General features: G+C 45.1%; 21 protein-coding genes and 1 riboswitch. Of the genes, 1 reads left to right on the plus strand and 20 read right to left on the minus strand.

Features of this window, described 5'->3' with window-relative positions; genetic code table 11:
• The first annotated feature begins 122 nt into the window (after positions 1 to 122).
• On the plus strand, positions 123 to 1,715 hold the full coding sequence (gene serA, locus BK120_RS31075) for a phosphoglycerate dehydrogenase (RefSeq protein ID WP_076271374.1): 1,593 nt from the start codon (positions 123 to 125) through the stop codon (positions 1,713 to 1,715).
• A gap of 131 nt (positions 1,716 to 1,846) precedes the next feature.
• Here serA and BK120_RS31080 read toward each other — a convergent pair whose 3' ends face one another.
• The 20 genes from BK120_RS31080 to BK120_RS31175 form a co-directional block, all read right to left on the minus strand.
• Positions 1,847 to 3,313: a HAMP domain-containing sensor histidine kinase gene (locus BK120_RS31080; protein WP_076271375.1), complete on the minus strand. Its 1,467-nt coding sequence runs from the start codon at positions 3,311 to 3,313 to the stop codon at positions 1,847 to 1,849.
• Positions 3,314 to 4,030, minus strand: coding sequence for a response regulator transcription factor (locus tag BK120_RS31085; protein ID WP_053376699.1), 717 nt, complete (start codon positions 4,028 to 4,030; stop codon positions 3,314 to 3,316).
• A 27-nt stretch (positions 4,031 to 4,057) separates the two neighbouring features.
• On the minus strand, positions 4,058 to 5,317 hold the full coding sequence (gene ccsA, locus BK120_RS31090; protein WP_076271376.1) for a cytochrome c biogenesis protein CcsA: 1,260 nt from the start codon (positions 5,315 to 5,317) through the stop codon (positions 4,058 to 4,060).
• A complete protein-coding gene (gene resB / locus BK120_RS31095) occupies positions 5,314 to 6,972 on the minus strand; it encodes a cytochrome c biogenesis protein ResB (RefSeq protein ID WP_076271406.1) in 1,659 nt (552 codons plus the stop codon). Before resB ends, ccsA begins: the two co-directional genes overlap by 4 nt.
• Before the next feature lie 17 nt (positions 6,973 to 6,989).
• Complete coding sequence (locus BK120_RS31100; protein ID WP_076271377.1) at positions 6,990 to 7,520, minus strand: redoxin domain-containing protein; 531 nt, start codon at positions 7,518 to 7,520, stop codon at positions 6,990 to 6,992.
• 88 nt (positions 7,521 to 7,608) lie between these two features.
• Positions 7,609 to 8,355 carry a pseudouridine synthase gene (locus BK120_RS31105; protein WP_054026970.1) on the minus strand — a complete coding sequence of 249 codons (747 nt, stop codon included), beginning with the start codon at positions 8,353 to 8,355 and terminating at the stop codon, positions 7,609 to 7,611.
• A 54-nt stretch (positions 8,356 to 8,409) separates the two neighbouring features.
• Entirely contained in the window at positions 8,410 to 8,913 is a 504-nt protein-coding gene (locus BK120_RS31110) for a spore maturation protein (RefSeq protein WP_179089938.1), read from the minus strand.
• 25 nt (positions 8,914 to 8,938) lie between these two features.
• A complete protein-coding gene (locus BK120_RS31115; RefSeq protein ID WP_076271379.1) occupies positions 8,939 to 9,595 on the minus strand; it encodes a nucleoside recognition domain-containing protein in 657 nt (218 codons plus the stop codon).
• A 71-nt stretch (positions 9,596 to 9,666) separates the two neighbouring features.
• Positions 9,667 to 10,863, minus strand: coding sequence for a D-alanyl-D-alanine carboxypeptidase family protein (locus tag BK120_RS31120; protein WP_256711078.1), 1,197 nt, complete (start codon positions 10,861 to 10,863; stop codon positions 9,667 to 9,669).
• A 129-nt stretch (positions 10,864 to 10,992) separates the two neighbouring features.
• Positions 10,993 to 11,475, minus strand: a complete 483-nt coding sequence (gene ytfJ / locus BK120_RS31125) for a GerW family sporulation protein (RefSeq protein ID WP_076271380.1) — start codon at positions 11,473 to 11,475, stop codon at positions 10,993 to 10,995.
• The gene (locus tag BK120_RS31130) at positions 11,448 to 12,140 is read right to left on the minus strand and encodes a DUF2953 domain-containing protein (RefSeq protein ID WP_076271381.1); all 693 of its coding nucleotides are present in this window, start codon (positions 12,138 to 12,140) and stop codon (positions 11,448 to 11,450) included. Before BK120_RS31130 ends, ytfJ begins: the two co-directional genes overlap by 28 nt.
• Positions 12,141 to 12,198: 58 nt before the next feature.
• Positions 12,199 to 12,801, minus strand: a complete 603-nt coding sequence (scpB, locus tag BK120_RS31135; protein WP_076271382.1) for an SMC-Scp complex subunit ScpB — start codon at positions 12,799 to 12,801, stop codon at positions 12,199 to 12,201.
• Positions 12,770 to 13,549, minus strand: a complete 780-nt coding sequence (locus tag BK120_RS31140; protein ID WP_076271383.1) for a segregation and condensation protein A — start codon at positions 13,547 to 13,549, stop codon at positions 12,770 to 12,772. The genes scpB and BK120_RS31140 overlap by 32 nt, the downstream gene beginning before the upstream one ends.
• Before the next feature lie 35 nt (positions 13,550 to 13,584).
• A complete protein-coding gene (gene ribH / locus BK120_RS31145) occupies positions 13,585 to 14,055 on the minus strand; it encodes a 6,7-dimethyl-8-ribityllumazine synthase (RefSeq protein WP_053376708.1) in 471 nt (156 codons plus the stop codon).
• Between the two features lie 22 nt (positions 14,056 to 14,077).
• Positions 14,078 to 15,313, minus strand: a complete 1,236-nt coding sequence (locus tag BK120_RS31150) for a bifunctional 3,4-dihydroxy-2-butanone-4-phosphate synthase/GTP cyclohydrolase II (RefSeq protein ID WP_076271384.1) — start codon at positions 15,311 to 15,313, stop codon at positions 14,078 to 14,080.
• A 604-nt stretch (positions 15,314 to 15,917) separates the two neighbouring features.
• The gene (gene ribE / locus BK120_RS31155; protein WP_076271385.1) at positions 15,918 to 16,577 is read right to left on the minus strand and encodes a riboflavin synthase; all 660 of its coding nucleotides are present in this window, start codon (positions 16,575 to 16,577) and stop codon (positions 15,918 to 15,920) included.
• A gap of 95 nt (positions 16,578 to 16,672) precedes the next feature.
• A complete protein-coding gene (gene ribD, locus BK120_RS31160) occupies positions 16,673 to 17,770 on the minus strand; it encodes a bifunctional diaminohydroxyphosphoribosylaminopyrimidine deaminase/5-amino-6-(5-phosphoribosylamino)uracil reductase RibD (RefSeq protein ID WP_076271386.1) in 1,098 nt (365 codons plus the stop codon).
• A 218-nt stretch (positions 17,771 to 17,988) separates the two neighbouring features.
• Positions 17,989 to 18,196, minus strand: a riboswitch (FMN riboswitch).
• A 33-nt stretch (positions 18,197 to 18,229) separates the two neighbouring features.
• The gene (locus BK120_RS31165; protein ID WP_076271387.1) at positions 18,230 to 18,661 is read right to left on the minus strand and encodes a peptidylprolyl isomerase; all 432 of its coding nucleotides are present in this window, start codon (positions 18,659 to 18,661) and stop codon (positions 18,230 to 18,232) included.
• A gap of 53 nt (positions 18,662 to 18,714) precedes the next feature.
• Positions 18,715 to 20,046 (minus strand): diaminopimelate decarboxylase, encoded by a 1,332-nt coding sequence (gene lysA, locus BK120_RS31170; protein WP_076271388.1) that lies wholly within the window; start codon positions 20,044 to 20,046, stop codon positions 18,715 to 18,717.
• A gap of 131 nt (positions 20,047 to 20,177) precedes the next feature.
• The gene (locus BK120_RS31175) at positions 20,178 to 21,824 is read right to left on the minus strand and encodes a spore germination protein (RefSeq protein WP_076271389.1); all 1,647 of its coding nucleotides are present in this window, start codon (positions 21,822 to 21,824) and stop codon (positions 20,178 to 20,180) included.
• Positions 21,825 to 21,833: the final 9 nt, after the last annotated feature.

Here is a 21,833-nt window from a genome sequence, read left to right on the forward strand (position 1 = left end):
AGTCTAAGTTCGATGATCAAACTCTCGACCCGCTGCTGCACAACGGTGCCGGGTAGAGGGTTTTTCTGTTCATATTAAGCGAAGCCTAATAGCTTCGCCCCATTTTAGGAGGCATACTTCACATGTTTAAAGTGTTAGTTTCCGATCCAATCAGCGATTTGGGCATTCAGCAGCTTGTTGATGCGTCAGATGTCGCAGTCGACAAAAAACCTGGACTCAGCGAAGACGAATTAGTTGCAATTATTGGTGAATACGATGCGTTGCTAGTACGCAGCCAAACCCGCGTAACAGCAAAAATTATGGAAGCTGGCAAACAGCTTAAAGTAGTTGGCCGTGCAGGTGTTGGCGTCGATAATATTGACCTAGACGCAGCAACTCAGCGCGGTATCATCGTAATCAATGCACCAGATGGCAACACCATTACAACTTGTGAGCATACATTTGCTATGATGATGGCGGTAGCCCGTCATATTCCACAAGCGTACATGAAAACAGTAAATGGAACATGGGATCGCAAATCTTTCCTGGGCGTTGAGCTTCGCGGCAAAACGCTAGGCGTACTCGGTATGGGACGTATCGGCAGCGAAGTTGCCAAACGTGCAAAAGCCTTCGGCATGGATATTTTGGGTTATGACCCGTTTATGACAGAAGAAAGAGCAACAAAAATCGGCGTGAAGCTTGCTAGCGTAGATGAAATTGTTAGAGGTGCAGATTTCATGACTGTACATACACCTTTAACTCCTGAAACTCGCCATATGATCGGCAAAGCTCAATTTGAAGTGATGAAACCCGGCATGCGTATTGTAAACTGCGCGCGCGGCGGCATCATCGATGAGATTGCTTTGGTTGATGCAGTGGATGCTGGTATTGTCGCTGGCGCCGCATTCGACGTGTTCGAAGTGGAGCCTCCTGCTAATGACCATCCTTTCTTGACACATCCAAAAATTATCGTAACTCCGCATCTTGGCGCTTCGACTGTTGAAGCACAAGAAAACGTTGCGATTGACGTCTCGGAGCAAGTGCTTCATATTCTCCGCAGCGAGCCATTTATCAATGCAGTGAACATGCCTCCGATTCCGGCAAACCTGCAAAGCATTCTTCAGCCATACTTTACTCTTGGCGAGAAGCTTGGCAACTTTATTGCACAATCAACTGAAGGTGCTGTAACCGAAATCGTTGTTGGTTATGCTGGTGAGCTCGCAGAGGTTGATACGCAGCCACTCACTCGTTATATCGTTCGCGGCGTTCTAGCGCATCACCTTGGCGCAGAGCAGGTTAATGTGGTTAACTCCCTTCACCTTGCGAAAGTGCGCGATGTAAACATCGTCGTTCAAAAATCGCATGCTTCGAAAGACTTTACGAACCTGGTAACCGTGTCCCTTCGTACGAAAAAAGAAGAACGTGTTGTTTCCGGCACATTGCTCACTGGATACGGACCTCGTATTGTCCAAATCGACAAGTTCCCAGTTGATGTGACGCCTGAAGGAAACCTAATTCTAATCTCGCATAACGATAAGCCTGGTATTATCGGACGAGTTGGAACGCTTCTGGGCAACAATGACGTTAACATTGCAACGATGCAAGTAGGTCGTCAGCTTGTTGGCGGCTCCGCAATCATGGTTCTGCGTGTGGATAAAGCGACACCTAAGGAAGTGCTTGAGCAGCTTACAAGCATGCCTGAGTTAAACACAGCCAAAGAAATTACACTTTTTTAAATAAATTTGTTTACTATATAGGAGAAGAGCCTGCCGAATGAATCGGCAGGCTCTTCTTTTGTTTCACGAACAACAAGAATTATCTTCTGCTTTCTACAAAAAAAGCGCCCCAAGCTGGAGCGCTTTGACAACTATTGATGAGCTTCGACAGGAAGTAAGATTGTAAACGATGTCCCTGTACCCGAACTGCTTTCGACTACAATTCGACCCTGATGAAGATCGATCAAATTTTTTACGATGGCAAGTCCAAGACCCGTTCCACTTGATGAGCCGCGTTTACGCGCTTTATCTGCCTTATAGAAGCGTTCGAATATAAAAGGTACATCCTCGGTTGGAATCCCTTGCCCCTCGTCTCTGACGCGAAGCTCCACATACTGTCTTCCGTTTACGTTTGCATGCTGACCTGAAATAGTAATCGACTTGCCCGATGGCGTATGCCGCAATGCGTTGTCGAGAAGATTAGTCAATACTTGCTCCAATCTATCCTCGTCTGCTTCCTTAACAAGCAGCGACTCATTGGGCAGATCCGCGACCAGCCTCACCTCGCGCTCCTTCGCATACACCTGGAATTTCCGATGTACCCGCTTCAAGACATGAGCGAGATCTATCTCTTGGAAGTTCATATCGACGTGGCCGGCTTCCATTCTAGCGATATCCAGGAAATCATTTACGAGTCTGCCCATTCGCAGTGATTCATCATAAATAACTTGAACAAGCTCCTTGCGATCTTCCTCCGACACGACAATATCATCAAGCAATGCTTCACTATAGCCTTGCAGCATCGATAGCGGCGTCCTGATCTCATGTGAGATATTAGCCACAAAATCTCGTCTCAGCTTCTCAAGCTTATGCTCCTCCGTTACGTTACGGATAACAGCAACAGCCCCGCGAATTACATCCTTCGACTGCAGCGGAGCCATTACAACTGACCACACGCTGCTTAGAACATGAACCTTATCGGTAACATCCCTGCCCTCTTCCATCACTCTTTGAAACAACTCGCGGAGCGGCATTGGAACCTCGGAATATGCAGTCGAGCTCTCGGACTCATCCTCTTGCCATGCAAGCTCTACTCCTGACCACTGATTGATTAGCAAATGACCAACTGGATTCGTAAGTATGACTTTACCTTCCGCATCGAAGGTAATGACTGAATCTCCCATGCTTCGCAAAATGCTCGCAAGATGGTTTTTCTCATGATTGATGTCATGAATCAGCTTGTTCAGCTGCTCCGTCATATGGTTAAACGTATCCGCAAGCTCGCCGATCTCATCACTGGAGCGTATATGAACTCGGGTTGTATAATTGCCTTGAGAAATCGATACCGCTGCATCCTTTAGTTGAAGCAGCGGCTGTTGAATTTTTTTGGATAAGAAGAAAGCAAAAAATGTTGATAACAAAAATCCGATAATCGCTGTTACAACAAATAGCACTTTCACCTGATGCGTATTGTTTTCTTTAAACCATATATCAACGTATTGAAGTAAAAATACGCCAACGATAAGCAATACGACAGCAACAAGCAGCATGATTGTCGCCCAGAGCTTTCCAACTACACTGCGGTACAACTTGCCAATCGAACGATGCCACAAGCTCATTTACTTAGGTACCTCTAGCTTATAGCCGACTCCCCAAACGGTAGTAATCATGGATGCCGCATCAGGAGACACTTTATTCAATTTCTCGCGCAAACGTTTTACATGGGTGTCGACAGTCCGCAAGTCACCGAAAAACTCATAATTCCATACATCCTTCAAAAGCTCTTCACGAGAGAACACTTTATCAGGCGATACTGCCAAGTAATGCAGCAGCTCATATTCTTTAGGCGTTAAGCTTACCTCTTGTCCACCAGCTGTTACACGGTGAGCATCATGCTCAATAACCAAATGAGGGAATACAATATTGTTGCTTGAATTAATTTCTTTTGTTAAGAACGCAGTAGCCGAGGATCGTCTCAAGATAGCCTTCACTCGGTAGATAACCTCGCGTGGACTAAAAGGCTTGACGACATAATCGTCCGCGCCAACCTCAAAGCCCTGCACACGGTTCATTTCTTCACCTTTAGCCGTTAGCATAATGACAGGAGTAGCCTTCACTTGACGCAGACGAGAGCACACTTCTACGCCGTCGATTCCTGGCAGCATCACATCAAGCAGAATGAGCGCGTAATCCGTATTTGAAGCTAATCTTAGGGCAGTTTCTCCATCTTCTGCCTCGTCGATTGTGTAGCCTTCCTTCTCTAAATACATTTTGAGCAAGCGACGGATCCGTTCTTCATCATCAACGACCAAAATACGGCTTGAATAATCAGACATAGGGCAATTCTCCTCTCAATCTAAGTTCTAAACACCAGAATAGGAATGCAAACCTGCAATGACGAGGTTAACCCCAACGAGCGTAAATAGTACAACCACGAAGCCGATTACAGCGAGCCATGCAGAAGGTTTTCCTTGCCAGCCGCGCGATAAACGGAAATGCAAATACGCACTGTAGTACAACCAAGTGATTAAAGCCCAAACCTCTTTCGGGTCCCAGCCCCAGAAACGGCCCCATGCAATATTGGCCCATATCATCGCGAATATTAATGCACCGAGTGTAAAGATCGGAAATCCAATTGCGATGGATCTGTAGCTGATTTCATCCAAATCTTCTGGATCTACGCCATCCATAACAGGATGAATGACTGCTCCGAGCGGCTTTCTGAATACTAAGCGCAGCAAGCCATAAAGCAAGGAGCCTGAAATAATCGTCCATATAACGGTATTAAACTTGCGTCCTGAATTTGCGCCTTCCATCCAAGATGGTGCTTCGAATAATGGCTTGCTCATGCCGAGGAATGATTCATATTCGACCACCTGGCTGTTATAAGGTTTAACAATTGGCGGCAGTGTATAATTTACTGTCTCCGAAGTCGTCGACTCTATTCCTTTGGCATCAATAGTAGATGTTTCTTGAATAAATTTCGCTTCATAGCCCATTCCGCGGAACGCGAATACTGCGACGATAAAACCTACAATTAGAATAATCGTATATAAAGAGAACTCGACCCAGAACTGCGATCTTTTTGCTTCTTTTGTTTTGCTTTTGAAATCAACCACTCTTAGCAAATACATGAGGCCGGCAGCAAAACCAACGGCAAAAAATGCTTCGCCGAGAGCGGCTGTCGTTACATGTACTTTTAGCCAGTAGTTGTTTAGAGCCGGTATTAGCGGTTGTACCTCTTGTGGAAACACAGATGCATAAGCAACAATAATTACCGTTAGCGGCAATGAGAACATGCCGAGCAGCGGTTTTCTGTAAATACTGAAGACAATCGTAAATGCAATCATGATTGCCATTCCAAGGAAAGTCATGAATTCATACATATTGCTCGTTGGAATTTGACCGCTTCCAGCCCATCTTGTAAAGAAGAAGGTCAAATGCGATGCAAGACCAAGACTCGAAGTAATGAATGCAATTCGTCCCCAACGCTTCTCATGCTGCAAAGGATCACGATTGCTCCATTTCTTACCCGCAATGGCAATGACATAAAACATAAATGCGAAGCAATACAGGAAAAATGCGACAATAAATGCGTCGCTGCTAAAATCGACTAAGCTCACGCGTTGTTCCCTCCGTTATCTAGCGACTTCGGATCTACGGTTATCCCTATTTTTTTAAGGGTTCCCGCTACATCTGAGCGCATACCGTACCAGTTTTTATTCGTATGAGCGCCCAATGAAAGCTGTCCATTGTCCACTCGCAGCCAAATTCGGCGGTGCTGCCAATAGGACCCCATCAGCAAGCCGAGCATAGAGAACACTGCACCGACCCAAACATATGGCAGCGCCTTATCCATCCTTACATTCAAGTAAGTGGATGCTTCAGAGAAATCTACATTTTCCATACCGTCCACTCGAATTTCGATCTTATCCGCAATACCGTGATTAATGGCATCCTGCGAAAATTTAACTTTATCTTTTTGCATTGGGAAATACATATACGGCTCGCCTTTTGGATCAAGTCCTGGACCTTTAACCGTGTATACGAACGCAGGAGCAATCGGATCACGTGACAAAGTCGTTGGCTCGCCATTGTCGCCAATTGCAAATTCCATGTAATTCGCAAATAAATCAAGGGTGTATGGCCCAAGCTTATGCTGCAGCGCTGAATCCTTCATCGGCAGATCGAACGGACCGTATTTCTCTCCCGTCGCTTTATCTATGAGAATAGGATGCACAGCGTTCAAGCGAGGCGTCGTATCATAATCAAATTGATACAGCTTTAATCCTTTGTACTTAAGCGGCTCGTTGACGATAATATTATGCCGCTCTACTTCTTTAAGCTCTGGTTTCTTGGTTTGATCACTGCAGTTGCTAACGCATTCATAAAGAACCGCTTTTGTCTCAAAAAGCTTCGCACGGCTTATTCCTTTAAGCTTGTCCGGCAATTCTTCGTCTTTATAATACTCTACAGTAAACTTTTCGTTTTTAACATAATAATTCGTATTCGCTATTTGGACTGTATCCCCATCAGGGACCATTATGTAGCTATCCATTTGCCAGCTTGGAATGCTTCTTGCCAATATGGCTAAAAGAAACAAGATAAGGCCGATGTGATTGATGTAGGGTCCCCAGCGGCTAAAACGATTTTTCTCCGCTAGCAGCGCAGAGCCATCTCGATGAATGCGATAACCTTTGCGTTTCAGCTGCATGCCGAAATTTTCAACCCATTTTTCCTCATCGCCTTCAATCTGATATTTAAATACCGTCTTCTGACGATGAATAAATTGCAGATGCTTACGAATTTGCTGCTTGCTGAGCGCTCGATAAAGCGGGAGCACACGATCCAAGCTGCAAATAACGAGTGAGGTGCCAATCATCACAAGCAAGCCAATGAACCACCAGGATTCGTACGTATGTGATAATCCTAGCAAATAATACATTTTGCCAAGAAATCCGTACGTTTCTTCATAATAAACGGATGGATCTAAGTTATTTATGAATGTGTTTTCCTGTGGATAAATTGTTCCAAGCATCGCAGTCAAAAAGGTAATGACGATCAAATAAATCGCAATTTTGACTGACGAGAAAAAATTCCATATTTTATCGATATAATTGGGATTGCTTTTTTGCGATCGACGAGCTACACCATCGTAACGCATTTCTAACGGCAAATCGGAAACCGTATCGTTCACAAGCGGTTTACCGCAGCTTTCACATAGTACGGTGCCTATCGAATTTTGATGACCGCACTCACATTTTGTGTTTTCAACCACTAACACAATAATACCTCCTACAGCTGAAGAAGCCGTTCAATCCGTTCATCAATTTCCTCTTCCGTCATGCCTCCTACTTTTATTTCCATAATCGTCCCATTTGGATTAATGAAAAAAGTAGTAGGGTATGACTTTAGACGATAGCTGCGTTCTGTCTTGCGATTTACATCGCGCAGAATCGGATAGTTCAAATCAAAACGACGGACAAAATTGTTCACGGTCAACGTGTCCTCGCTTAAATTTATAGCTAAAATCACAAGGCCTTGATCCTTCCATTTTGCATACTGTCGTTCAAACTCCGGCATTTCCTTCACGCACGGTGGACAGAATGTGCCCCAGAAATTAATGACGACAGCTTTCCCCTCATAATCAGACAGTTGTTTAAGATTGCCCTCTAAATCAACAAGCTCAAATGCAGGCGGCTTCCCGCCTTCCTTTAAAGGACCTTTGTCATCCGCGTCAAATAAGGTAGATCCAATTGCGTACCCACCTATGATCAAGACGGCAATCAAAATGACAATTTGTACCGTCTTGCGCGATTTTCCCATAATTGTTTTTCACCACCAGCTTCTTTCTATGCAGCCACGAATATTTCCATTATAACGAAAAGTCGACGGCAATTACTGCCGCCGTCGATTACTTTTTATGAACTTTATGTGTCTTGCTTTGCGCTATCGCAAGCAATTCTTTAATTTCCTGAGGCGTGAGATGACGATACTTTCCTCTGCCTAGGTTTTCAAGTCCAACCTCGCCAAAACGAATTCTTTTCAGCCTAATCACCTTATGTCCAATAGCTTCAAACATCCGGCGAACCTGACGGTTCCGGCCTTCAAAAATCGTAATTGTAATCGTTGCTTCATTTCCGTCCGTATCTACATCATGATATTCCACTTCTGCAGGCGCGGTCATGCCATCCTCTAGCTTAATCCCTTTTTGCAACTGCTCCAATGCCGTTCCATGAGGAACGCCCTTAACGGTTGCACGGTATGTTTTGGGAACATGATGACTTGGATGTGTTAACAAATTAGCGAATTCGCCATCATTCGTAAGGATAAGAAGTCCTTCCGTATCATAATCCAATCGACCGACTGGATATACTCGCTCTTTAATACCTGGCAAGAAATCAGAAACCACTTTGCGGCCTTGTGGATCTTTGGCGCTAGTAATGACTCCCTTGGATTTGTTAAGCATGAGATAGAGCTTCTTCTCGCTCCGAATCGGCTTGCCGTTAACCGTAATTGCATCAACCGCTGGATCAGCCTTAACGCCTAGCGTCGTAACCTTCTCACCATTAACCTCAACCATTCCTGCCAAAATCATTTCTTCACATTTGCGACGGGATGCAATTCCCGCTGCTGCTAATATTTTCTGTAAACGTTCCAATGCTTTCACCTCAATCTCCATCATAACGATATGAAGGAGAAAGTACAAGCTTCACTAGCCGAATATGTATAAGCAAATGAAAATTGCTGCGAAAAAACCGACTATATCGGAAAATAAACCAACTTTTAACGCATAACGTGACTTTCTTATTCCAATCGCTCCAAAATATACAGTAAGCACATACAGGGTTGTATCCGTGCTGCCTTGAATCGTGGAAGCAATTCTGCCGATCATAGAATCCGGGCCAAAGTTTTGAATGAGGTCAGTCGTGAAGGCTAACGAGCCTGCGCCAGTCAAAGGCCGCAAAATCCCGAGCGGCAGCACCTCGCTTGGAATACCAACCCAATCAAAGAGAGGCCGAACTGTTGAAAGCAGCAATTCTAAAGCTCCAGATGAGCGAAACATACTGATAGCAACCATCATGCCAACCAAATGAGGAATGATATTAATCGCTGTACCGAAGCCATCCTTGGCCCCTTCAACAAACGTTTCATAGACAGGTACTTTGCGTCTTAAAGCTGCGTAAAGCGGAATAAATACGATAATGGCAGGAATCATCCATGCGGATAAGCTTGTAAAAATATTATACAATTGCCTCACCTCCGGAAGCTGGTGAAGCCGACTTCTTATTCTCAGGTCTAGGTGGCGATGGAGCTATTGGCGGCGGTGATTTTCTTCGATACCAGCGGTCGGCAAGTATTGCAGCCGTAGTAGCAACAAATGTCGCTGCCAGTGTTGTACCGATAATTTCAGCAGGGTTAGCTGAACCATAATTCATTCGAATGGCAATAAGCGTGGTGGGAATGATCGTAATGCTGGATGTATTTAGCGCAAGCAGCGTGCACATCGCTGGCGTTGCTGTAGCAGGATCAGGATTAAGCTTCTGAAGCTCCTGCATCGCTTTTATCCCCATTGGCGTGGCTGCATTTCCTAACCCAAAGAGATTTGCGCTTAAATTACTCATTATATATCCAAGAGCTGGATGATTGGGAGGAACGTCAGGAAAAAGCTTGCGCACCACAGGCCCGAGCATTCGAGCAAGTGTACGCAGCAGCCCTGCATCCTCCGCTATTCGCATCATGCCAAGCCAAAACACCATGATACTAATTAATCCGAAGCTCACGGTGACTCCCGACTTGGCTCCCTCGAAAGCTGCTTGCGTTACCGCATCCATCTTACCTGTTATCGCAGCTACTACAACGCTCGCTACGATGAAAAACAACCAAATCCAGTTAACCATTTAGGTCGCCTCCCCCTCTACGCACCTATACTGTTTTGCAAGCAATCAACGTCTCCCGCGCAGATTGCATGCTAATGCTCAAATAATGCATCTAATACTTTGATAAAAGAGTCAAATATCGGCCCGCGCTGATCAAGCTTGTTTGCTCTATGAAAATCAGCCAGCGATTGTAATGATTTTTGCGATGTCATTGAAAGTTGAAATCTGCTGCTGTTTGGATCATACACAGGAACAGCACCAATTTGCTGCTCGTTTAAATACCATTCCAGAAATCCGCGCTCTCCTAGCAAATATCGAGTTGTTCCCGCTTCAAGCAGCACAAGACGTGATTGAACATTTCCCGTTTCCTGCTCTTCCAGCGGGTATTTAAAAGATTGTCCAATAGCATAAGGGTAACCAGAAATTTGCTGCCCTTTAACAGCTATCTCTTGAAGCGGATAATGACCAAAACCCCAATCGAGCATTTTTCGGTGATCTGCCCAATCATCGCTGTCATTTATCGTCACAGCAGCAAGCTGTTGACCATTCCTAGTGGCGGAGCTAACTAAGCAGCGCAGTGATTTTTTGGTATAACCTGTCTTTACACCGTCAGCTCCCTCATACATCGTTAGCATTTTATTTTTGTTCGTGTAGCTGTACTCCCATTTCTCATGCGGATTAGGCACTTTTTTTACGCGTGTGCTTACGATTTCTGCAAATACGTCATTTTTCAAAGCATATGCTGTCAGCTTCGCCAAATCATTAGCTGAGGAATAATGCTCATCATCATCCAGACCATGCGGATTTTTAAATTGCGTATGTTTCAAACCTAGAAAGGTCGCTTTCTCATTCATTAAATGAACAAAACCTTCCTCCGATCCTCCAACATGCTCCGCGATTGCCGTTGCCGCATCGTTGCCGGATCTGAGCATCAGACCATACAACATATGATGCAAACTCATTTCTTCGCCAAGCTGAAGATAAATCGAAGAACCCTCTTTACCAACTGCTCGTTTGCTTGTCTTTACCATATCCGTCAGCTTCCCATGATCTATTGCAACAATAGCTGTCATGATTTTCGTTAAGCTTGCTATCCGCATCGGGATATCGCCATCACTGCTATACAATACTCTACCTGACTCGACATCTATTAGAGCCGACGCTTTGGCATTCGTGTGCAGCTTGCTTGGAGTTGCGCTAACTGAGGGCAATACGCTTGTCCCAATCAATAAAGCAGATAATAATCCAACTGCAGCAAATCGATGCAGCTTTTTGAAATACATATTCATACTTGCCCCTCCCGCAGCGATAGTAGATAAAGCTTGTGTGTGCGTATTTCAGTATATGCCTGTACATGTGGCTCTAGACGAAAAGTAGCTAACAAAAATGAAAAACTGCCCTCTCGGGCAGTTATGTCATCAGTTGTGTTCGTTTGCTTCGACACGTTCACTGATCACAGTTTGAGACGTATCCGTGTATACACCTGTACTCGAAGGCTGCTTCATCATCGATTGCAGCTTATCAAATACATGCGGAGCTGAGTCGATAACCCGCTCAAGCAGATGTGTTTGATTATCGAGCGGAACAATTTTTACGCCATGTGTTCCTACGACCAAGAAAGCAATTGGCGTAATTGACACGCCGCCACCGCTACCGCCGCCGAATGGAAGCGAAACGGAAGCATGCTGTGCATCAGATTGAGAGCCGTTCTTATGATCGGCATCATCTAATCGAATGTCACTGCCTCCTGCTACAAACCCAAAGCCTACTTTGGAGATCGGCATAATAATGCTGCCATCCGGCGTTTGGACAGGGTCGCCTACAATAGTATTGACGTCAACCATCTCTTTAATATTTTCCATTGCGGTTTGCATTAAGCCTTGAATAGGATGTTCTGCCATACCTTGACGCCTCCTTTCAATTTCCTCATCCGAACTAAAAGCTGCAGTCCGGCAAGAATAGCATAACCGAAGCGGATTTGAGCTATGCATGACCATTCCGTTGTAAAAGCAGATCGTTGATAAATAGGCTGAACCATCATTTTCGGCTCCGTTTTGAGCTTAACCATTTGGGACAATACGCCAATGATCGATGTTTTTATAGACCAAACAAATCCTGTCGACATTGCCGTCCACATTGCGTCACCGGTTCCTACTGATGTGGACCAGTTCCATTCTAAAAGACGGACCTTCGTCAGCGATTTTCTAACCCATCCCGTTAAGTTTTTCGTCATTTGTAACAGATGTTTTGTTCTTTCCATTAGATGCGCTATTTTTTCTGCGTCAATGTCCTCGTTATATTGTTTCCAAGTGTCAACGGCCACATTCTTTTTTGAAACCTGTTCCTTAAGTTGGATGGAGGTTCCTGTGAACTGAATAATCGGCACTTTAAAGCGGTATCTGAGGATTCCAAATAAGGCCTTTATATTCAACTCAAAATCATCGTTTTGATCTATTCTCCTCAGATGGCCTCTTAATTCGACCTGCGAAGTGAGGCAGACGACCAAAATGAGCAAAAAAAAGAGACCGACCGCCGTCATCCAACCGTAGGGGTAACCGAGCATCATGATGCTTCCTCCGTTTCCCTAATATGGGTTGAATATAGTATGACCCGGCGGCCAAATCTCATTCTTTTATTTCTTCAATTGTCATCTGCGTGCCATCTAATCTCTCGAATAGCAGCTGAGTTTGTTCCTCCAAGGCATCATCGATATCAACGCTGCCTGGTTCTGGCAATTCTTTTATGGACGGCAATCCAAAATAATCTAAAAATGATTTCGTTGTTCCATACAAAATAGGTCTGCCAATCTGCTCGGCGCGGCCAACCTCTTCGATTAAATCCTTTGATACAAGCGATTGAATCGCTCTGTCGCTCTTTACGCCGCGAATTTCTTCAATCGATATTCTTGTTATCGGCTGGCGATAAGCGACGATGGACAGCGTTTCTAAAGCAGCTTGTGAAAGCTGCGATCTCGTAGGAGTGTATGCCATACGCTCAAAATAAGGCGCATGCTCCAAATGAGTCGTCAGCCGATAGGAGGCTGCCACCTCTGCGATTTGAATACCGCGCCCCTCGCGCTCCAAATCGCGCTGCAAATCATAAACCAAATCGGAAGCGAGCTCCGCATCCAGCTCCAAAATATCAGCTAGCTGCCGCTTCGTAAGGCCTTCATCACCTGCCATAAACAGCAGGCCCTCAATAATTGTCTTCAACTTCGGATAATCCAATTTGCGACGACTCTCCTCTCCAATGAATGACGATGTCGTCAAATAACTGATGCTGAAAACAACGAATATGTTTCATTTTCATTAATTCCAGAATGGCTAGAAAAGTAACCACGATTTCATGCCTGTCCATGTTCTCGCGAATAAGCCGTGAAAAACGAACCGTTTCGAATTGCTTCAGCACGTCGACAATGTCCCGTATTCGATCCTTAACGGAAATCTCGTCTCGATGTATGGTAGCAACGACATTACGCCTCGATGCGCGGCGCAGCGCCTTTTGAAAGGCATTAATCAAATCCGACAAGTGAAGACCCTCAACCGGATTAACAATCTCTTCCTTCAAAAATGGCGTCATATCCTCAGGTTCCCTTGAATAGACAAGGCTGCGCTCGAATTCCTTCTCGCGCAGCTGCTCGGCTATTTGTTTGAATTTCCGGTATTCTACGAGCTTCTGGATGAGCTCATCACGTGGATCTAATCCGTCATCCGGCCAATCCTCATAGTCTTCCTCAAATACAGGCGGCTTTGGAAGTAGCTGCTTGCTCTTTATCGCCAAAAGGGTTGCCGCCATAACTAAAAATTCACTCGTGACCTCAAGCTCGAGCTCTTTCATCGCATGAAGATAATCCATATATTGAATCGTAATCTCACTGATAGACACCTCATGGATATCGATCTCCGCCTTGTCGATCAAGTGAAGCAGCAGATCCAGCGGCCCCTCAAAAGAATCCAGCTTATAAAGCACTGACACTTACATTTCCTCCCGCCTAGCCTTATCTTCGCTGCTTAGCCTTGCAATTGTTTGGTTAGGTTCGCCATTTCAATTGCGCTTGTAGCAGCCTCATAACCTTTGTTGCCTGCTTTTGTACCAGCACGCTCAATGGCCTGTTCAATCGAATCAACAGTCAATACACCAAAAATAGTCGGAATGCCTGTTTTCAAAGCGATTGCCGCAACTCCTTTTGCTGCTTCGTTGCAAACAAAATCGAAATGCGGAGTTGAACCACGAATAACAGCGCCAAGCGTAATGACAGCATCATACTTTCCGCTTTCCGCCATTTTTTGCGCGATTAAAGGAATTTCAAACGCTCCCGGCACCCATGCTACCTCAACATCTGAATCCTGTGCGCCATGACGTTTGAAAGCATCAAGTGCGCCTCCTAGCAGCTTGCTCGAAATAAACTCATTAAAACGTCCTACTACTACTCCATATTTTAAACCTTCTGATACTAAATGTCCCTCATAAATTCGTGTCATTTGTCATCTTCCTTCCATTATTTTAAATGATGTAGTCAATATCTTCAAAGCTAAGTAAATGACCAAGCTTAGATTTCTTTGTGCGGAGATAACTTTTATTATCTTCCTTTAACTCCATTTGTATAGGAATACGTTCTACAACCTCTAGTCCGTAGCCTTCAAGACCTTTAATTTTCCGAGGATTGTTCGTCATCAACCGCATTTGGCGAACGCCGAGATCCTTCAAAATTTGTGCGCCTATACCATAATCGCGCAAATCTGCCGGAAAGCCAAGCTTTAAATTAGCATCTACCGTATCAAAACCTTCTTCTTGCAGTGCATAGGCCTTCAATTTGTTAATCAAACCAATGCCTCTGCCCTCTTGGCGCATATAAAGCAGAACGCCGCTGCCTGCTTCTTCGATCTGTTTAAGAGCAGCTTCAAGCTGCGGTCCGCAGTCGCAACGATGCGAATGAAATACATCACCCGTTAAGCATTCAGAGTGAACCCGCACAAGCAAGGGACGTTCAGGATCGATGTCGCCTTTAACGAGAGCGATATGCTCTTTGTTATCCACTAAATTTGTATAAGCAATAGCGCGGAAAGTGCCAAAATCAGTTGGCAGCTTCACATCAACCGCTCGTTCAACAAGCTTTTCTTTCTCGTTGCGATATTGAATCAGCTCTTGAATCGTGATGAGCTTCAGATTGTGCTTTTCTTTAAAGACAAGCAAATCTGGCAAACGAGACATCGTGCCGTCTTCATTAATGATTTCACAAATCGCTGCTGCAGGCGCCGAACCGCACATGACCGCCAAATCTATAGCCGCTTCCGTATGTCCAGCACGGCGGAGTACGCCGCCAGGTCTTGCAATCAAGGGGAAAATATGACCTGGCCTGCGGAAATCTGCTGCTTTCGTCGTAGGATCAATGAGCGCTTTAACCGTTTCTGAGCGTTCAAATGCGGAAATCCCAGTAGTCGTTCCAATATAATCAACGGAAACCGTAAATGCCGTTCCGTGATAATCGGTATTATGCGTAACCATTGGCGGAAGGTCAAGCTGGTCTGCTCGCTCTTGCGTAATCGGAACACACACAAGACCTCTAGCCTCTGTAATCATAAAATTAATGACCTCAGGCGTCATTGTATCAGCAAGTGCAATAAGGTCGCCCTCATTTTCCCGATCCTCGTCATCAACGACAATAATCGGCTTGCCAAGCTTAAGATCAGCCAAAGCAGCTTCAACTGAATCAAATGGTTTTTTATCTGTTTGTTCCATATGGATTTCCCTCCTTTGTGACAACCAAACCTTTATAAGGCTTCTACCTTACCTTCAAAGGTTATTTAAAAGTTTAAAACCAGTTTAAAACCAAACCTTAAAGGCTTTTCGAACCCACCCAAACCCTCCCTTCCAAGGGAGGGCCCCAAGGACTGCGTCCTCTGGACACCTGCAACTGGACTAACTTAGGCATGACTCAGGTGGCTGTGTGCTAACATTGGTTAAAGATCGCTTTCGTCCCTGCGGGACACGCTTGCTGTTTGGGCGATCTAGTCTTAGGTTACCTTAGTTTTGAGTTATGTTAGAGCACCTAAGTCGATACCTGATTTCACTAGTATTAGACCACGTACATCTTACGATCAATAGTTAACTGGAAAAACTCCATCTAATTCACCTGATTAGCCGTTTATTCTTTAATTAGCTGGAATTTCTCACGTTATATCAGCTCATTATTCGAACTTGAGGTGTATCTGTCCAATTTACATGGAGTATTTCCTGTTAATTGAAACCTAGAGTTGATTAGAACAAAATTAACAGTAGGTTTTACCGTTACATTGAAAACTTACGAATTGGGCAAGGAAAGCTAACCCATTTTCATATCGTTTTACAAAAAACCATTTTCCATAAGAAAAGATGTAGTGAGCTTGGCTTTGGCTGGCAAGGCTTCTGGCTGCTTGAAATGAAGCAGGTGATCGACGTACTTGCCGATGACATCACATTCGATATTAACGGTATCGCCTGCACGTTTATGCTGTAAGGCCGTTTCACCTAATGTGTGCGGAATAATCGATACGGATAATGTATGTGATGATGTATCCACTACAGTAAGGCTTATGCCATCAATCGTGATCGAGCCTTTTGGAATCACATAACGCAGCATGTCTGCGTCGTCGATATGGATTTTATAAACAACAGCATTAGCATCCGTTTCTCGTAACGTTATTTCCCCTGTTCCATCAACATGCCCCTGAACGATATGTCCGCCAAAACGTCCGCCAGCTTGCATCGCTCTCTCTAAATTCACTTGTTCGCCAGCACGAAGCTGATGAAGATTAGATTTGCGATAAGTCTCAGGCATCACGTCAGCAGCAAATGATGCACCGTCAAACGACGTTACCGTTAAACAAACGCCATTTACCGAGATGCTATCACCCAGCTTAACACCATCTGTTACAAGGGATGCTCCGATGACTAGCCTCATCGCTTCGCCTTGCTTCGTGATTCCTTTCATCTTTCCCACTTCTTCCACTAATCCGGTAAACATGGGTTTCCTCCTCAAAGGTTCGCTAGTGCAGCAAACCTACTTCAAAACATCATAAATCCTGCGAAAATGCCAGAAATTTGTTCGTCCCCTTAGCCTTAATAAACGGGATATCCCGAGACGCAAATGTCCTCGCCGGCCATTTCTACACTTACTCGATCTAGGGAAATCGCATCGGCCATTTTTTCGAATCCAGCGAATGTAAATGTACCTGGTGCATCCAAGCCGCCGATAATCTTGGTCGCGTAATACAGCATGATTTTATCAATAAGACCTGCCTCTAACATTGCACCATTTAATTGGCCGCCGCCCTCAAGCAAGATTGAGCCGATTTCAAGCTCTCCCAGCTTCTTCATCCCTTCACTGAGATCTACTTTTGCTCCCTTGCCGCAAATGAAGACCTCAATCCCTGCTGCTTCAAGCGCTTGGCGATTGTTCGAGCTTGCTAGGCTGGAAGTTAAAACAATCGTTCTGATCGAGCGATCAGTTACAACTCTGGCATTAAGCGGCAGCCTTAGTGCTGAATCCACGATAATACGTATCGGATCAATTGCAGGGACAGATGCTCTCGTATTGAGCAGCGGATCGTCCGCAAGTACTGTTCCTATGCCAACCATAATGGCTTCATGCTGATGACGCAATGTATGAACCTGCTCGCGAGCAACTGCACCAGTCACCCATCGGCTATCGCCTGAATGTGAAGCAATTTTGCCATCTAGCGTACTCGCAGTTTTTAAAGTAACGAATGGGAGGCGGGTCGTAATGTACTTATTAAATTTTTCATTCATTTGCTGTGATCTTTGCTCGAATACGCCAACCGTAACGTCGATCCCTTCTTCACGAAGCCTTGCAATGCCTCGGCCGGACACTGCTGGATTAGGATCGCCGCTTGCGACTACAACCCTTGCAGCTTTCGCATCAATGATACGTTCACAGCATGGAGGTGTCTTTCCAAAATGGCTGCATGGCTCTAACGTTACATAAACGGTTGCTCCTTCAGCCGCATCTCCCGCCATCTGAAGCGCATGCACTTCAGCATGACCGGTTCCTCGCTTTAGATGCGTACCAATGCCGACAATGGCACCATCTTTTACGACGACGCAGCCGACAACAGGATTAATCCCCGTTTGACCCGAAGCTTTTGCAGCCATATCCAACGCTAATCCCATATAATATTCATCATTTAAAATGTCCATAAACAAAAAACACCCCCATCGGCATACGATCCGACAGGGGTGATGAAAGATAAAACGAGAACTACGACAAAACCGATCGATGTTGTCGGCTTAGAGGGCCGTCGCTATCTTATGTCGCAAAATTGCGAAATCGGTTGTAAAGTACACTAAATAAACTAACCTAATATGTATGTGAAATAAAACACATACAAATAAGCAGTAAATTGTAGCTGTCGAAGCATCCCCTTCTCCCATCCAGACTGTACTGTCGGTCCCGGAGTTTCACCAGGTCCACCGTTCTAATCGTATTCTATCCAAATGATCTTGGATAAAATGCCGTTTAAACCGGGTCACGGACTGACGAGAGGCACAGAAATTCGGTTATCCGATATTCTGTGCCTTCCCGATCACCGCCGGTTAGGAATTTCACCTACCCCGAAGGATTGCTGCACTTACAATATTATAGTTAGTATCTTAACATTAAATCGTTTCGACTTCAACCTTTTCCATTTTGTCTCCGCCTTTGAAAGCATCAACAAACTCCATACCTTTTGAAACCTTGCCAAAAACAGTATGTCCGCCATCCAAATGCGGTTGTGGTGCATAACCGATATAGAATTGGCTGCCGCCTGTATTGCGACCAGCATGCGCCATTGCTAGTGAACCGCGCTCATGCTTATTAGGGTTGATTTCACAATTGATTTGGTATCCAGGACCGCCTGTACCTGTTCCGTTTGGACATCCGCCTTGAGCGACGAAACCTGGGATAACGCGGTGGAAAGTAAGACCGTTGTAAAATCCTTCGTTAGCAAGCTTTTCAAAGTTTGCTACTGTGTTTGGCGCGTCTTGATCGAATAGATCGATAAGAACCTCTCCGCCGTTTGCTAGTGTGATTTTTGCTTGTTTAGCCATTGCTGCATCTACCTTTCTTTTATCCGAATAAGACTACGTTACCAATTTCGCTCTTATTTCGCAAGCGATGATTTTTGAAGTCTTGCCGGAATGACGTCATTGCAAACGATATTTTCAAGCGATTCACGCTTAACAGCAAGGTCTGCCTGACCATCTTTAACGAAAACGACAGCCGGACGACGAATGCGGTTATAGTTGCTCGCCATTGCATAATTATAAGCACCCGTACAGAAAACAGCAAGTAAGTCGCCATTTTTTGCTTTAGGCAATTCCAAATCCCAAATGAGCATGTCGCCACTCTCGCAGCATTTGCCCGCGATGGAAACCGTTTCTTCAGCAGCTTCATTCGCACGATTAGCGAGCACTGCTTCATATTTGGATTGGTAAAGCGCTGGGCGAGGGTTGTCCGTCATACCACCGTCTACTGCAATGTATTTACGTACGCCTGGGATATTTTTGCTTGTACCTACTGTATACAAAGTTGTTCCTGCATCGCCAACCATACTGCGGCCCGGCTCTACCCAAATCTCAGGCAATGGGAACTCTGCATCTGTAAACTTCGAAATGATAGCGCCAGTAATTGCCGCAACATATTCGCTGATTGGCAATGGTGTGTCGCCATCAACATAACGAATACCAAAGCCGCCGCCAAGATTGATTACTTTAAACGTTAGGTTAAGCTCATTACGAATCTCAACCGCGAAATCAGCAACCTTGTCCACAGCCATACGGAAGCCTTCAACTTCGAAAATTTGTGAGCCAATATGGGAATGAACGCCCAAAACAATCAGGTTAGGCAGAGCAATCGCTTCTTGAATCGCTTGTTTCGCCGCGCCATTGCCAAGGTCGAAACCAAATTTCGAATCCGTTTGTCCAGTAGAAATATAGTCATGCGTATGTGCTTCAACGCCAGGCGTGATACGAAGTAGAATGTTTACTTTCTTGCCTTTATCGCCAGCAAGAGCATTCAGAAGCTGAAGCTCCATGAAGTTGTCAACGACAAAGCAGCCAATACCAGCATCAAGCGCCATGTTGATTTCCTCAGGCGTTTTGTTGTTGCCGTGGAAATGGATACGTTCAGCAGGGAAGCCTGCTTGCATTGCTGTGTAAAGCTCACCGTCGGATACAACATCCAGCGACAGCCCTTCTTGCTCAGCAATCGCACACATTGCCATTACACTAAACGCTTTGCTTGCGTATGCGACTTGAAATCTAAGTCCTGATGCTTTGAAGGCTTCTACATACTCGCTTGCGCGCTTACGAACAAGAGCCTCATCCACAATATATAGTGGCGTACCAAACTGTGCAGCCAAATCAGCTACATCACAGCCGCCAATTTCCAAATGTCCTTTTTCGTTAATATTACTAGTTCCATGCAGGTACATAATTTCCCCTCAGCTTTCTTCTATCTGCATGCAGATAGAACGGATAGAATTTGCATTAATAGGTTTAGTATAACGCAATCTACCCGGACTACGAAATGGATAAATCCACATTTCATTTGCATTTTATGAATCTACTCTGTATTTGGCATCTTATCGCTCTGCTGAGGCCGCAAAATATTTGGGCGCTGCCGGTTGTACAGGACTGGCTGACGGATGATAATGCTCCAAAGGGCGTGCATATCAAACGGTATAATGGGCCACATATACGGACGGTTGAACGAGCGCTCTACAATCAGTATCAGCAGGATAACCGTCGTTGCAATAACAAAGCCAGGCACACTGAAGGCAGCCACCGACACAATCAGCACGAGCCGTACGATTCGATTGGCTAGTCCAAGCTCATAGCTTGGTGTTGCAAACATGCCGATCGCTGAGATCGCCATATACAAAATAACCTCGTTAACAAAAACGCCAGTCTTTACCGCAATATCGCCAATGAGAATCGCTGCGACTAATGACATAGCCGTTGCAAGTGAGGTAGGCGTATGAACGGAAGCCATGCGCAGCAAATCCACGCCTATCTCAGCTAACAGAAATTGTACGACTAATGGCAGTTTGCCGGTCTTACTCGGACCAATAAACTCAAGAGCAACAGGCTTCATTTCCGGATGCATGACGAACAGCAGCCATAACGGCAGCATGAACAATGATGCCAAAATACCTATAAATCTCACCCAGCGCAGATAGGTGCCAATAAATGGTGTTTGTCGATTCTCCTCTGCATGCTGCATTAGATCGGTATAAGTAGTCGGCAGCGTCATAACACTTGGCGAAGTATCAACGAATACAGCTACAGCACCCTCCAGCAGATGTGCAGCTACCGTATCGGGTCTCTCTGAATATCGAACAAGCGGGAAGGGATTCCAGCCCCTTTTTACAGTGGACTCCTCCAGTTGCTTGTCCGCAAGCGGCAAGCCGTCTATTTTCACCATAGCGATCTTGTCTTTGACGGACTTAAGCAGCTCTTTATCCACAATATCGTCGATATAAGCAATACAAACGTCCGTTTGTGTCCGATCGCCCACCCGCACAATTTCATATCGAAGCTGGGGATCACGCAGCCGTCTGCGAACAAGCGAAATGTTGACCATCAACGTTTCTACGAAGCCATCTCTGCTGCCGCGTACAACCTTCTCAAGCGAAGGCTCCTCTGGTCCTCTTGCGGGGAAAGCCTTCGCATCAATCATGAGAACACTGGATTCACCATCAATAAACAATGCGGTTACACCGGATAACACGCACGTCAGCATGTTATTCCAATCGTCTTCCTTTATGACCTGCGCCGCAGGAACATACAAATCAAGGAAGGAATGAAAGGCATCCGCAGATAAATCCTCGGGTTGGAGATACGTTAATCGCTTAAGCACATCTGACAGCAGCGTATCCTTAACCAAACCGTTCAACGATAACATTGCTGTGCGCTTCTCGCCAAACGTCATCTCTCTCACTACAACGTCAAAGCTTACTTTATAACCGATCTCATTTTCCAATCTCATCAGAACTTCATCCAGATCGCTCGGAATCGGAGTTATGTCTTTATTGCCGTTTTTGTTGGAAACAGCTGTGCTGACATTGTTTTTTTTATTTCCACTACCGTATGATGTTTTGTTTCCTGATACCCCCGATTCCTCTTTCTGTTGATCCTCATTGACTTCTAAAAACGGAGGTCTTCCATCTTGTTCATTATCGTTGTCATGAAAATTTTCATTGTCATTCATGTTAGCTCA

The sequence above is a fragment of the Paenibacillus sp. FSL A5-0031 genome (assembly GCF_001956295.1).
Taxonomy (GTDB): domain Bacteria; phylum Bacillota; class Bacilli; order Paenibacillales; family Paenibacillaceae; genus Pristimantibacillus.